This is a genomic window from Pseudomonas sp. FP2300 (assembly GCF_030687595.1).
GTDB classification, from domain to species: Bacteria; Pseudomonadota; Gammaproteobacteria; order Pseudomonadales; family Pseudomonadaceae; genus Aquipseudomonas; species Aquipseudomonas bijieensis.
This window is the reverse complement of sequence record NZ_CP117440.1, coordinates 3,718,470-3,732,486: the sequence shown is the minus strand read 5'-3', so window position 1 is coordinate 3,732,486 and position 14,017 is coordinate 3,718,470. Positions and strand designations below refer to the sequence as shown.

The following is a 14,017-nucleotide window of genomic DNA, read 5'->3' as shown; positions in this document are numbered from 1 at the left end:
ACTTCCACAGGTTTTGTGGCGGGAGCAGATTCAGCGCACCTTGAACCGCCCCATGATCGCATTCACCCGAGCATTGGCTTCCAGCAGTTGCCGGGTGTTGGCCTCGCTGGCCAGGCCGCCTGCCACCAGTTCTTCCACCATGTGACGGATCTGCACCATGCTGCGATTGATCTCCTCGGTCACCGCGCTCTGTTGCTCGGCGGCGGTGGCGATCTGGGTGCTCAGGCTGTTGATCTGGCTGACCGAGCCTGCCATTTCGTCCAGCCCGGAGTTGACTCGGGATGTGGCATCGGCGGCCGACTGGCAACTGGCCTGGGTGTTTTCCATGGCTGAGACCGACGAGCTCACGCCTTGCGTCAGGCGGGTCAGCATTTCGTTGATTTCCGAGGTGCTGGCCTGGGTGCGGGCGGCGAGGGCACGTACTTCGTCGGCCACCACGGCAAACCCACGGCCTTGCTCACCGGCCCGGGCAGCTTCAATGGCGGCGTTGAGGGCCAGCAGGTTGGTCTGCCCGGCAATGGCGCCGATGACGCCGAGAATTTCGGTGATGCGCTGCGCGTCCTGTTGCATGCTCTCGACCTTGCGAGTGGCGCTGGCCACTTCATCGATCAGCGCCACCACACTGTTGGACGCCTCACCGACCACTACGCGGGAGCGGTCGGCATGCTCGTTGGCGCGCTGGGTGAACGCTGCGGTCTCGGCCGCATTTTGCGCGACGCTTTCGGCCGTGGAGCTCATCTGGGTGATGGCGGTCACGGTCTGGTCGGTTTCCGAAGCGTGGCGCATCAGGATTTCACTGGTGTGGGCGGAGGTCCGTTGCAGATCGCCCAGGCTCGATGCCATGGCGCCAGTGGCCTGGGTGACCTCGCCGATCATGCTTTGCAGGTAAGCGATGAAGCGGTTGACCGAATGACCGATCGCCCCCAGTTCATCCTCGGCCCGGATAGTGATACGTCGAGTCAGGTCGGCATCGCCCGTGGACAAGGCGTCGATGTTGCCCTTGAGGACCTTCATGCGGTGAGTCAATTGACGGATCGCGTAAAGCTGCATCAACACCAGCAGGATCACCATCGGAATCTGCAGCAGGCTCAGTGTGCTCAGTACATCGTCGCGCTGGGCGGTGATCAGCCGGGTTGGCAATGCGGTCGCAAGGAACCATGGCGAACCCTCGATAGGGCGCATGAAAAACGTGCTGGCCTCGCCCTTGTTGTCGAACTCGACCCGTTGCAGCGGCTGGTCGCGCTTGGCCAGGCCAGCCTGGACCTGGGCGGCGAATGGCGAGGTTGCCGCCAGTTCACTGATGTTCTTCAGTACGATCGGTCCGCTGATGCGCGAACTGTTGCTGATGATCTTGCCGTCGCCTTCGACGATCAGCATCTCGGCGCTCAGGTCGGCTTCCTTGCGTGCCACCAGGTCATTGAAGAAACCCAGGGTCACGTCGATGGTGGAAACGCCATAAGGCACGCCGTTCTTCTGGATGGCCATGGCGCAGTTGGTGCGTGGTTCGGCGCTGGCGTCGTCTTTATAGGCCGCGGCCCAGGCGCATTTGCCCGGCGGGGTGGCCATGCCGCCCTTGTGCCAGGGTTGTTCGTAATAATTGGGCGCGGCGTCACTGTTCCAGAAGGTATTGACCGCCAGTTTGCCGGACGCGTCGCGGTGCCAGAAGGTGCTGAATTTATTGCGTCCCTCGGCCCGCTGGTTGGGCAACGGCCAGATCCCGCCGCCAAAGACTTTCAACTCGCCGTACTGATCCACCAGTCCCGGCAACACTTTGTCGATGGCATCGCTGTCCAGCAGCGGGATGGTCTGGGTGATGCTGCGTTGCTGCGCCTGCACCTTGTTCAGTTCGCCCTGGATCTGCTCGGCGACCTCGGCGATGCGGTTCAAGGCCACTTGCTCTTCGGTCTGGCGCAACTTGGGCGCGACCAGATAACTGATGCCCACCACGGTCAGGATGGATAACACCAGCATGAATACAATCAGGAACAGCGTGTAGCGAGCCTGAATAGTTCGGAATGAGGGCATGTGGGGAGTCCTTGCACGAAGGCGACTTTCTGCAGCAGGCGGATGGGCAGTCCTGTATGTATCGGCCTGCGGTGACGCAGCTTTAGGAGAGGGCAAGGTGGGATGAGAGGTTGGCGAGGAAGCGGCTTCCTCGCCAAGGGGCATTAGCGGGGCATGTCGAAGCCCGGGCCGCCACGGTGGTCAGGTCGATCCCCATGACCGCGGTCGTGGGGGAAAAACAGGCAGCCACTCAGGGTCAGGGTGGACAATAAGGCAAGCAACAGGCTGATACGACGAAACATACATAATTCCTCATGATAAACCGCCGCGGTTGCGCGAATACGCTCCTTCGGCTGTACCATGGGACCCCGTTGGCAGCCCGTCATCCCCGCAATTCGGTAGGGACTTGGCAAGCCTTCGGATACAGAACTGATACATTCAGGAAATTGGTAATGACTCATTCACAACGTTTGAAATACTCGATTCTGATCGTCCTCGTCGTCCTGGCAATCATGCTGGGGCTGTCCTGGATGCAAGGCAAGGGCATGATCAGCGAGCAGCTGTTTCAATACATCGCCATCGCCGTGGCGGTCATCGTGGTGGTGATCAACGGCGTGATGCGGCGCAAGGTCAAGTCCTGAGCGCCGGCTTCAATCCTCGGCCTGGAGCACGGCCATCGCACTGGGGTGCAGGCAGTAGCTTTTATCCGGGTTGAGGGTGACGACTCCCTCGCTGCACAGGCGTTTCAACACCTCGCGCACACTGAGAAAGGACAATGGAATGTCCAGCCCCAACAACTGGCTGTGCACGCCGCGCACGCCCAGGCTGCGATTTTCGTTGGCGGCCTTGAGCAGCGCGTCGATGACTTTGAGGCGAATCAGGCTGGTCCTGAGCCCGAAACTCTTGAGCAAGCGCCTGATGTGGTCGTTGCCGCCTCGATCTGCCGGCTTGTCGAATACACGGTGGGGGGCGCTCAGCGAGACGCCGCTCGGCCTTGGCTTGCCCTCCATGGGCTGTTGCGCGTTACGCATGCAAAAACTCCTTACAAGCCTGATCAGAAAAGGTCACGGATACTCTCCTGTAATAGGACGAACGAGGATTCGCAATCATGAGGACCATGATGTGAAAAAATTGCCCGTGCTTCGTCAAACCCCCGTATTCAAACGGCTGCCAGCCATTAATTTTTTTTCATCCGGTTCGTTTTGAAGGTAGGCACATTCCGGTTCAGCACGCGGCGTGTGATTTCCCAGGCGGGCCGAGTGTTTGTCTACTTCGCTCCGGTAGCCGTCCTGGTTTCTGAAGTTTTTATCAGGAGTGAGCGTGATAATGTCCGGGCAGTTATCGAGGATTGGCCTCGCAGGCGCTTTTCTGGGGATCGCCCTCGGGCTCATTCCCGTGGTCAATGCGCAGGATGATGGGCAGCAGGCCAGTGCCGAGATCCGTCGCACTCGTTTTGGCGTGCCGCATATCCGGGCTCAGGATGAGCGCGGACTGGGTTATGGCATCGGCTATGCCTACGCCCAGGACAACCTGTGCCTGCTGGCCAATGAGATCGTCACGGTCAACGCCCAGCGCTCGCGCTATTTCGGGCCGCAGCAAGTCACGGTCGAGCAGCGGGAGAACCGCGTCAGCGATGTGTTTTTCAGTTGGCTCAACACACCGCAAGCGGTATCCGGTTTCTGGCAGGCCCAGACGCCTCAAGTGCAGCAACTGGTCGAAGGCTACGTGGCGGGCTACAACCGTGCGTTGGTCGAGCGCAAGGCCAAGGGCCTGCCGGAACAATGCGCCGGCGAGTGGGTGCGGCCGATCACGGCGCTGGACCTGGTCAAGTTGACCCGTCGACTGTTGGTGGAAGGCGGCGTCGGCCAATTCGCCGAGGCCCTGGCCGGTGCACAACCGCCCCAGGCGACGGCACTCACGGGTGTTCCAGCCAGCGGTTTCGCTGCCGCCGCAACCCGCCAGCAGCGTTTTGCCCTGGAGCGTGGCAGCAATGCGCTGGCCATCGGCAGTGAGCGCTCGTTCAACGGCCGCGGGATGTTGCTGGCGAATCCGCATTTTCCATGGTTGGGCGGCATGCGTTTCTATCAGATGCACCTGACCATTCCCGGCAAGCTGGATGTCATGGGGGCGGCCCTGCCGGGCCTGCCGATGATCAACATCGGCTTCAGCCAGCATCTGGCCTGGACCCACACTGTCGACAGTTCAAAACACTTCACCCTGTACCGCCTGCAACTCGACCCGAAGGATCCGACTCGCTACCTGCTCGACGACAAGTCTGTGCCGATGAGCCAGCAGACGGTCGCGGTCGACATCAAGCGACCTGACGGCCAGGTGCAGACGATTTCCCGAGTGGTCTATGGCTCGCAGTTCGGCCCGATCGTGCAATGGCCCGGCCGGCTGGACTGGGACAACCGATTCGCCTACAGCCTGCGGGATGCCAACCTGGAAAACGATCGTGTGCTGGCCCAGTGGTACGCCATGAACAAGGCGGTCACGCTCAAGGATTTGCAGGACGCCGTCCATGAGATCCAGGGCATTCCCTGGGTCAATACCCTGGCGGTGGACGATCAGGGGCAAAGCCTCTACATGAATGTGTCGGTGGTGCCGAACGTCGACGCCGATAAACTGGCCCGGTGCAGCGATCCCAGGGCCGGGCTGCAACTGATCGTGCTGGATGGGGCTCGCAGCGAATGTGCCTGGGGGATCGATGCCAAGGCCGTGCAAAAAGGCATCTATGCCGCCGACAGGCTTCCGCAGTTGCTACGCCGCGATTATGTGCAGAACTCCAACGATTCGGCCTGGATGGTCAACCCGTCGCAGCCGCTGTCCGGTTATTCCCCATTGATCAGCCAGCAAGGCCAGCCGCTGGGACTGCGGGCGCGTTTTGCGCTGGAACGGATGGACGCGCTGGCCAAGGATGGTCCGGTGAAGGTAGAGGATTTGCAGCGCATGGTCATGGACGATCAGGTTTACCTGGCCGACCAGGTGATGCCGGATCTACTCGGCGTTTGTGCCGGTGACCTGGGGCAGGACGCTTCGGCCCTGGTCGAGGTTTGTGCCAGCCTCAAGGCCTGGGATCGTAAGGCCGGCCTGAAGAGCGGCCTGGGGTTCGTGCATTTCCAGCACATCATGGAAGAGGTGCGGGCTGCCCCGGGGTCGTGGCGCGTCGCGTTCGATCCCAAAGACCCACAACACACACCGCGAGGCCTGGCGATCGAGCGACCGCCTGTACTCAAGGCCGTGCGCGAAGCCATGCTGGCCTCGGTGGAAGCGGTGAAGGTCGCCGGGTTGTCGAAGGACAGCCAATGGCAAGATATCCAGGTGTCCAGCAGCGGCGGTCGACTAACGCCGATCCATGGCGGCCCCGGGGAGCTGGGCATCTATAACGCGATCCAGAGCGTACCGGGGGCGAGCGGTAAGCGGGAGGTGGTCAGCGGTACCAGCTATCTGCAAGTGGTGACGTTCGACGGTAAAGGTCCGCAGGCCCAGGGCTTGTTGGCCTTTTCCATTTCCAGCGATCCGGCATCGCCTTACTCGGCAGATCAGACCCAGGCGTTTTCGCAGAAGCAGTGGAGTGTGCTGCCGTTTACCGAACAGCAGATCAAGGCCGACCCGCACTATCAGGCGCTTATTATCGGTGAGCACGATGAGGCGGGCAGGGTGGTAACGCAGTAACTTTTGTTGGGCTGTGGACGAGGGGGAGCTCACATCCCCGATGGATGCCGGCTGACCTACCGTTATCGCGAGCCTGTGGGAGCAAAGCTTGCTCGCGATGACGTCGTCACAGACATCACCTCTATAAGGCTGTAAAACCGCTATCGCGAGCAAGCTTCGCCCCCACCGGGGGAGGTTTCAGTTATTGGTTGGCCGTTGCCCGATGGAATTGAGGACCGGGTTGCCGTCCTTGTTCTGGGTCAGGTAGACCGGCAGTACTTTGGGCAGCGAAGGCACCAGGTTCTGTACTTCACTGATGTTGTAGACCCCCCCGATACGCAGGCCGCCGGTGCTGTTGTCGGCCAGCATGACGGGACGGTCGAGGTAGCGGTTAATCAGCGGCAGTGCGTCGCTCAGGGCGAGGTTATCCAGCACCAGCTTGCCATTGCGCCACGCCAGTGAGCTGTCGTTGGGGGCTATCTCACGGACTTGTGGCTGGTGGTCGCCCGCCTTGTAGCTGGCCTGCATGCCCGGGGAAAGCGGCAGGCCGTCACGGCTGAACGCCTGGTTGCTGGTCACCCTTACCGAGCCCTCCAGCAGGGTGACCCGTACCTGGTCCTGGTACATCCAGACGTTGAAACGAGTGCCGGTCACGCGTACCTGGCCTTGGCCAGCCCGAACGACAAATGGATGCTGCTTGTCATGGCTGACGTCAAAAAACGCCTCGCCCTTTTCCAGCGTTACCCGACGCTCGTTTTTGTAGTTGGCAAATACCAGCTCACTGCCCAGATTGAGTTCTACCTCGCTGCCGTCGCCCAGAGTAACGTGACGTACGCTTGCGCCGGCTTCGAAGCGCTGATAGGAGTTGGCAACCCAGCCCAGGTTCCAGCCGGTGTAGGCGGCGATGGGCAGACCCACGACGAATACCGCAGCGGCGACCGCCAGGCGGCTCCAGCGCGACCGTGGGCGGGGCGCTGGAGCTGCCGGCGCCGACTCGACGCGCGGCAGATGATCGGCAACCGCCCAGATCTCCAGCATGGCTTGGTATTCGAAAGCATGCAGGGGATCGGCATCGTGCCACTGCTTGAACGCTTGCCGTTCGGCATCGGTGCAATCGACGGCATGCAAACGCATGCACCAATGGGCAGCGGCATCGGTGATGGCGTCGTATTCGGCTTCCGAGAGGGTATGTTCGGTCATTGACTCTTCCTGGTTTGCCGCATTCTAACCTTCGGCATGAGCTGCCGAGAACAGCCGTCATGGCATTTACGCATCAATGAGCCCGTTTTTTACTCAAACATTCGTCGTAGCCTAGCGTCGCATACATTGCGTGAAAAAAAGATCAACAACTCAAACGCTTCACGGCACGGTAATCTGCCGGGACGGGCTTGGGTCGAGTTGGCGTCCCATTTCACAAATCAAGAGCGTGATCGAGTCGGCGTTACGAAGTATGACGTCGATGCGCTTGTCCGGCAAAATCGGATCGAGAAAATCATCGCGAGCGTTATCCATGGTTCTGGCGCCGGTTATCCTGAGGATTTCCCGGGTGGTTTCCTTGTACCCAGGCAACAGTTCCATCTTCTTGTAGGTGTTATCCGTGCTGTCCCATTGCGTAAACAGTTTTGACTTGGGTGTGGTCAATGACAGCCCGTTGAGTTGCAGGTCCTTTTGCTTGTCGTATTGCGACTTTCCTGAATAAGTCGCTGTTGAAATCAAGTCCAGAAAGGGCAGCGAGGCATCCAGGTAGATGAAATCGAACGTATTGAACAACTGGTGGGAAACTTCGTGGATGAAGGTCGCCCCCTGGGCATGGGCATCGACATTAAAGGACGACGGTACGACGGCCTTGTACCAATCCAGGCCCATGTCGAAGAAAAACTGCGTGATGTAGATTCTTCCGACGGCTGCGGGCTCAAGTACGAAGGCGGTCGCTCTATCTTCCAGGTGCTTGAGGTGGCCGACCACGATGCGCTCGGCATTTTTCAACTCCCAGGACGGATCGGCCAATGCCCGGCATATGGGCGAGATCGCCGCCTCTATTTTGCTGATAAGACGGGCGTCGATGCTGTCGACCCCAAAAAACAATCTGAGGAAACTATCCAGCCGAGAGCCCGTAAGCGGTCGTCGCTTGAATTGCTCAAAGTTGTGAAGGGCATTGAATGAATAGAACCTCGCGGTCTCCAGTGCCTGGACAATCATATTGGCGCGGTACGGATACTTCCTGCGTATCTCAGACATTCCCCGCGCTTCAATATTCAGTGAGCCCTTGGCCTTGAAGTCGCTGTAGGTGACGGCCATTTTCGACCCTGCTTTGCCGAAGCGTATGGTCTGGCGTTGTGGGTCGAGTTCCCATGTCCGGCCGTCAGACGATTTTTTCAGCAACGGCCCCTCTCCGTGCTCATGCACGATTCGCCAGGTTTGGTTGGCTCTCGCCACCTGGAAGACTTTGCCGGCGAGGGGGACATAACGCCTGCCATTTTCCAGTGCCTTGTAGGTTTTCTCGATCGGGTCTATTTGCAAGTTCGCCAGGCTGATACCCATGGCCTCAAAAACGTTCAGGTCGGTCCGAATCTGGGCGGTGGAAGCGATGTTCTTCCAGTCACCCGCCAGTGTCGCGCCTTGCGAGACCGGTTCTATGGGATCGAGAAGACCAAATGTATCCTCACGATTCAGCATGCCCAGCGACACCATTTCTGCGGCGCCGGCGATAAAATCGTGCAAGCCTGTTTTCCAGTCATGCTGCTGCAAGGCTTCGGCTGAGGTCTTGAAGTCCTGATAGCTTTCCCAGAGGGTTTCGATAAAAGTCAGTTTGCCCGCCAATTGCCCGCCCACCAGCTTGACGCCGGAGGTGAACAGGTGCAGGACTGTTCTCCAATCAAGCTGACGGTTTTCAATTGTCTGTGTGGTCAGCATGTCCAATAACAATGCCGTATTGTCGTTGAACAATGTGTCGAGCAGATTGGTCTGGATAGGATTGGAGGCCAGGGTCATTTCCGATCGCTGCCCGAGCGTGGCGGCGAGCAGGTTTCTGAAAATGGCCTGTTGGTTCTCGGGAAGCCGGCGAATCAGCAGGTCCTGAAGCGATCCTGAGGTATTGAGTGCGGCTATAACGCTTTTTTCGTCCTTGAACTCGCTGAAGCAATGACCCTCATGGTAAGGCGAGTACAGGACCTGGGGGCCTGCTGCATCGAGGCTCGATCCGATCAAGTAAAGCCCCAGCGCCTTGACCGGTACCGCGCCGCCGGTCTTGATCAATTCCAGGGGGCGAATAACCGCGCTGGCACCCTCAACCGCTTTGCGGGCGATGGCATCAGGCATGTCCATCACCTGACGGATCAGGTCGAAAGCCAGGGGGGAAAGGTGTTGTTGTAGATGACGAGCGTGAGCGTGTTGCAGCAACTGCCAGGGTAATTGTTGGCGGAAGGCTGTTTTTCTTTGCTGGACATCCGCGGTGGTGCCGGACAGTTTTTGCGCTACATGTTTTTTATAGTCGGTAGAGATATTCAATGAGGACAACATTTGCCGGACAGCGGTTTCGTTCAGGCCGTCCGGCAGCTTCTGCGTGGACGTCGAAGACACTTTGAAGCCTTTGCGGGTCACTTCGATGTGCTGCAAGGCAAAGTCGGTCAGCGAACTGGCCGGCCCGACAATGGCAAGGTTCGGCGTGATCTGGATGGTATCGGGGTCAAGGTTCTTTGCAGCGAAGCGTGCGTCCAACAGCATTTTGAGTTTATTACGTGCATAGGTTCGCAGCGGCTCGATACCGTCCAGGTAGTCCTTGCCGTCGGCCACGCTGTTTTTATATTGCTCAAGCAATTCAATGTGCAGGCGTTGGTCTTCAAGCACCGCTGCGCCGAGCCAGGCGGGAAGTTTCTGTTGCCGTCTGTTGGCCTGGGCGATGTGTGTGGCGCGCTTGAGGTTGGTGGGCGCGCCTTTGTTCAACATTGCCTGAAGGCTTTTTAGTAATGCATTGCCGGTCAGTTGCCAGCTTCCGGCTTTCAACGTGCTCAGATACCCTTGCTCGGCCTCGAAGTGTTTGATGAACGAACTCATTCGATTCACCAGCACGTTATCTTCGATCAGTTCGTACGCCTGGAGCTGATAACGCCCATGTGGCTTGCGTTGGTCGGGCGTGAGGTTGGTGAGCAAACCAAAGCGCTTTCGGGAGTCGAGCAGGTGCCGATTCAGTTGCTGGGTGGCCACTTCGACGGACGAAAAGGCCTGCAAGCCATCGGCGGGTGTCCAGAGGATTGCCATGCCCGAATAGGGTGTATCGAGTCCTCCGCGTTCAGTTAATAGAAAGCAGTTGGCGAGGGGCATATAAGCCGTTCGATCTCCTACGCTGCAGACCAGCGTCAACGAATAGACATCCGGTCGAAACCCCCTGACCCCGATACGTTGTGAGCGGTCCGGATATTCTGAATCGTAGGCAAAGACTGTTCTGATCAAGTCATTCGCAATCGCCGGCAGGCTCGCGTTGAGTTCCCTGAGTTCGGCTTCGGCGCGTATGCCTAAGGAAAAAACATTGATCAGTTCAGGCAGTAACTGCCTGAGCCCGTTGGGCAGCGAAACGCCATGGGATGCTGGCAACCGAATAAAGAGGCCATTGAAAGCCTTTTCAACATCGGTATAGCTCTTGACCTTTCTTTCCAGTTGATCGGCCATGAAGTTGGACGGGCGCAGACTTCCATGAAAGGCGGGATGAGTCCCCCAATGTCCGGCGGTTGGCTGGCTCAGCAGGCTTTTGTTGATGAAGCTGCGTATATCCAAGGCTTTGTCGATGAGCGGGTGAATGTCGACATCGCCCTGGCGAGACATTTCCAGCGCGTAATGAAGATTATCCTTCTGCTTTTTGATGATTGCGTTCGCCAGGGATTCGGACACGGGCAAGTCCAGTGGTTCGCCCGAGACCTGTGGCTCGTCAAAACGCAGGAAGCGGTTGCGCTCTTCCAGGCCCAGGAGGCTATAGAGTGCTTCCTTTTTTGCGGTGGTTGAGGGGTTACCGAACAACGCTTCCTTGAACCCCAGGTAGTTGTCTATCTTCTGAAAACCATGAATGGGGGTATAGAGGTAGTTTCCTTTGGCGCTGATCATCAGAGAGCCTGCAAGCTCTACATAGTGCGGCTCGTATTCCCAGAGGCGAATCGTTTCGATGAACAACAGCGCCTCGTCCCGGCGGGAAGGCCGGAACAGTCGCAGCAACTCGCGACTTTGTTCATCAGTCAGTTGCCTTTTTTCCCGTTCGACCAGGATCGCAGCCCAGAGCCCATCGTGGATGACTTGGGAAAGCAGTTTGCGCCGAGACATATAGACGCGCGCTGTTGTGTTTTCCCAGAAGGCATCGAGGCAGCCCTGAAGTGTCGGAATCAGTTTCCTGGCCGTGTCCTTTATGATGTTTTCCCATTGCAGCGGGGTGTAGGACGATGGGAGTGTGCCCGGGTGGGTCAGATCGATGTCATGCCCGGGCGGCCAGCCTTGGTTATGGAAGTAGCCCAGGATGGCGTCGCTCAGTGGAATGCTTTCGGTCACCTGGATTGCCTTTGGACCTGCCAGGTGCCCGCCCTTGCTGAATGCCACGCGGATCTGTCGATGATCCAGGTCCGGCAGTGCCTCGTTCAATATCTGGTCAAGCATCGATCGTAACGAGGGCAGTCTGATCAGCTCGTTCACCATGGCCAGGGCATTGAGGTTCTGGGCGTCCTCGATGGATTTGAGCTGAGCCTGGAACACATCTTCTTCGATGAGTTGCCGGGTCTGTCTGATGTCGGTCGTGCTGATCAATTCGCTGCGCTGGGAAATCGACAGGAGGCGAAACAGGTCGTCGCGTTGCACAGCGTCCTGGCGTATCCGATCGATCTTTTGTTCGAGGGATGCCAGGTTGTCGAGTTTTTCGATTCCACCACTGGGTGTGTAGAGGAACGCCGGTTGGGTGCTCGATGCGCTGCGGTCTGTCGAGGTGCTGAGGGCAAGGCAGCCGGCCAGTGCGATGGGCGGTTTGTTCTCGGCTTGCAACAGAATCGTTTCGGCGAACATCGGTGGCGTCTGCGCCGTGCGCCGGATGTGGTTGGGCAGGGCGATATGGTGTAACCAGTCGAGGTCTGCCTGGGTCAGCCCGTGGGTGGCGGTCAATTGGTCCAGGCGATGGGCGTTCAATACCTCGGGAAATAAAAGTGGTGTGGTTTCAGTGAGCATCGTTGCTTCTCGATCAAGGCGCCTCAAGGCGGCGCGAACGTGGAGGAAGCCGCCAGACTAGGCAACGATGAATGGGCAAAGGTGGTACATAGTTACCGCACGCTGGGTTTGAGGCCTGTCAGGCTGGAATATCGATGCAAGCGGACCTACCGCTATCGCGAGCAGGCTCGCCCCCACTGGAGAGCTGTGGCGGCTTTTGCGAGCAGGCTTTGCTCGCACCGCGAAGCGGTGTTTAATCACTCGGCGAGTCCTTTACGCTGTTGCTACCTCCAACAATCATTCTGGAGCTTCAGATGTCTGCGCCATCCGATCATGCCGCTTCTTGCACCTTGTCCTACGATGCTCTGGTGAACCTGCTGGAGAAGATTTTCCTGCGTCATGGCACGTCGACCGACGTTGCGCGGTGCCTGGCTGAAAACTGTGCCGGGGCCGAGCGCGACGGAGCCCATAGCCATGGGGTGTTTCGCATTCCCGGTTATGTCTCGACGCTCAACAGCGGTTGGGTCAACGGTCAGGCTGTGCCGACGGTCGAAGATGTCGCATCAGGGTTTGTCGCAGTGGACGCCGGTAACGGGTTTGCCCAGCCAGCCCTGGCCGCCGCGCGTCCATTGCTGGTGGCGAAGGCTCGCAGCGCCGGTATCGCTGTCCTGGCCATTCGCAACTCCCATCACTTCGCCGCGCTCTGGCCGGATGTCGAGCCGTTTGCCTATGAAGGCCTGGTGGCGTTGAGTGTGGTCAACAGCATGACGTGCGTGGTGCCCCATGGCGCCGACCGTCCATTGTTCGGCACCAATCCCATTGCCTTCGCCGCACCGCGGGCCGACGGCGAGCCGATTGTCTTCGACCTCGCCACCAGCGCCATCGCCCACGGCGACGTACAGATTGCCGCACGCAAGGGCGAGTTGTTGCCGCCGGGCATGGGAGTGGACAGCCTCGGCCAGCCGACCCGCGACCCCAAGGCGATTCTCGAAGGTGGTGCGCTCCTGCCATTTGGCGGGCACAAGGGCTCGGCGTTGTCGATGATGGTCGAGTTGCTGGCCGCCGCCCTGACTGGCGGTAATTTTTCCTTCGAATTCGACTGGCACAACCATCCGGGCGCCAAGACGCCGTGGACCGGCCAGTTGTTGATCGTGATCGACCCGAGCAAGACCGCCGGGCAGGATTTCGCCGAGCGCAGCCAGGAATTGGTCAGGCAGATGCATGGCGTCGGGTTGCGCCGGTTGCCGGGGGATCGTCGCCATCGCGAGCGCAGCAAATCCAATGAACATGGGATTACCTTGGACGAGCAGGCCTTGGCGCAGTTGCGCGAGTTGGCGGGGAGTTGAGCAACCTGGGAGCGACCCCATCGACCGGGGCCGGTGCCTTGCCGTGACACGCTGCGCCAAGCCTTTTACTATGACGGCTTCTTTTCTCTGGAATCGCCTGGATGAGTAAGCCCGGCCAAACGGTGCTGGTTGCGCTGCGCAAGATGATCGCCTCGGGCGAGCTGGCCGCTGGTGAGCGCTTGATGGAAGTCCCCACGGCTGAGCTGTTCGGTGTTTCGCGCATGCCGGTGCGCATGGCGTTCCGCACCCTGGAGCAGGAAGGGTTGCTGGTGCGCTTCGGCGGACGAGGTTTCCAGGTACGTTCGGTCAGCGCCGAGCAGATCGCCGGGGCCGTGGAGGTGCGTGGCGTGCTGGAGGGCCTGGCGGCACGGCAGACGGCCGAGCACGGTTTGTCTGAAGAGGCCCGCGCGATACTCGAGCAATGCCTGCTGCAGGGCGATGAACTGTTCGCCAAGGGCTATGTGACCGAGGACGACCTGGAGGTCTATCACGACCTCAACATGCGCTTTCACCAGGTGATCGTCGAAGGCAGCCACAACCCGGCGATTGCCGATGCCCTGGCCCGCAACGATCATCTGCCATTCGCTTCAGTCACGGCCCTGGCGGTGGATCGCCAGAACATGGCCGGCGAGTTTCGCCGCTTCAACTATGCCCATATGCAACACCATTCGGTGTTCGACGCCCTGATCAACCGCCAGAGCGGCCGTGCCGAGGCCATCATGCGCGAGCATGCCAATGCGACCCTGCGCTACGCCGAAGTGTTCGGCTCGACGCTGGCTGACGAGCGGATGAAGGTGATTCTGCGTTCGGAGTGAACAGCCCCAATTGTGGATGACTGCTGG

The 14,017-nt window shown here is 59.3% G+C and carries 9 protein-coding genes; 4 read left to right on the top strand and 5 right to left on the bottom strand.

What is annotated here, in order from left to right; translation table 11 throughout:
* Window positions 1-30: 30 nt before the first annotated feature.
* Together PSH86_RS16500 and PSH86_RS16495 are read right to left on the bottom strand one after the other, a co-directional pair.
* Window positions 31-2,025 (bottom strand): methyl-accepting chemotaxis protein, encoded by a 1,995-nt coding sequence (locus PSH86_RS16500; RefSeq protein ID WP_109754181.1) that lies wholly within the window; start codon window positions 2,023-2,025, stop codon window positions 31-33.
* A gap of 143 nt (window positions 2,026-2,168) precedes the next feature.
* Window positions 2,169-2,306, bottom strand: a complete 138-nt coding sequence (locus PSH86_RS16495; protein ID WP_014338251.1) for a hypothetical protein — start codon at window positions 2,304-2,306, stop codon at window positions 2,169-2,171.
* A gap of 150 nt (window positions 2,307-2,456) precedes the next feature.
* On the opposite strand from PSH86_RS16495, the gene PSH86_RS16490 reads away from it, so the two are divergent.
* On the top strand, window positions 2,457-2,645 hold the full coding sequence (locus PSH86_RS16490) for a hypothetical protein (RefSeq protein ID WP_003202135.1): 189 nt from the start codon (window positions 2,457-2,459) through the stop codon (window positions 2,643-2,645).
* 9 nt (window positions 2,646-2,654) lie between these two features.
* On the opposite strand, the gene PSH86_RS16485 is transcribed toward PSH86_RS16490, so the two are convergent.
* The gene (locus tag PSH86_RS16485; protein WP_109754180.1) at window positions 2,655-3,035 is read right to left on the bottom strand and encodes a fe2+ zn2+ uptake regulation protein; all 381 of its coding nucleotides are present in this window, start codon (window positions 3,033-3,035) and stop codon (window positions 2,655-2,657) included.
* Between the two features lie 295 nt (window positions 3,036-3,330).
* On the opposite strand from PSH86_RS16485, the gene PSH86_RS16480 reads away from it, so the two are divergent.
* Window positions 3,331-5,679 (top strand): acylase, encoded by a 2,349-nt coding sequence (locus PSH86_RS16480; RefSeq protein ID WP_305483747.1) that lies wholly within the window; start codon window positions 3,331-3,333, stop codon window positions 5,677-5,679.
* A 177-nt stretch (window positions 5,680-5,856) separates the two neighbouring features.
* Here the strand turns inward: PSH86_RS16480 and PSH86_RS16475 are convergent, their stop codons facing one another.
* Window positions 5,857-6,858, bottom strand: coding sequence for a FecR family protein (locus tag PSH86_RS16475; RefSeq protein WP_305483746.1), 1,002 nt, complete (start codon window positions 6,856-6,858; stop codon window positions 5,857-5,859).
* A 159-nt stretch (window positions 6,859-7,017) separates the two neighbouring features.
* Window positions 7,018-11,850 (bottom strand): dermonecrotic toxin domain-containing protein, encoded by a 4,833-nt coding sequence (locus PSH86_RS16470; RefSeq protein ID WP_305483745.1) that lies wholly within the window; start codon window positions 11,848-11,850, stop codon window positions 7,018-7,020.
* 293 nt (window positions 11,851-12,143) lie between these two features.
* Between PSH86_RS16470 and PSH86_RS16465 the strand changes: the two genes are divergently transcribed.
* Both PSH86_RS16465 and PSH86_RS16460 read left to right on the top strand, forming a co-directional pair.
* A complete protein-coding gene (locus PSH86_RS16465; protein ID WP_163858521.1) occupies window positions 12,144-13,175 on the top strand; it encodes an Ldh family oxidoreductase in 1,032 nt (343 codons plus the stop codon).
* 101 nt (window positions 13,176-13,276) lie between these two features.
* Window positions 13,277-13,990, top strand: coding sequence for a GntR family transcriptional regulator (locus PSH86_RS16460; RefSeq protein ID WP_109754175.1), 714 nt, complete (start codon window positions 13,277-13,279; stop codon window positions 13,988-13,990).
* Window positions 13,991-14,017 lie beyond the last annotated feature (27 nt).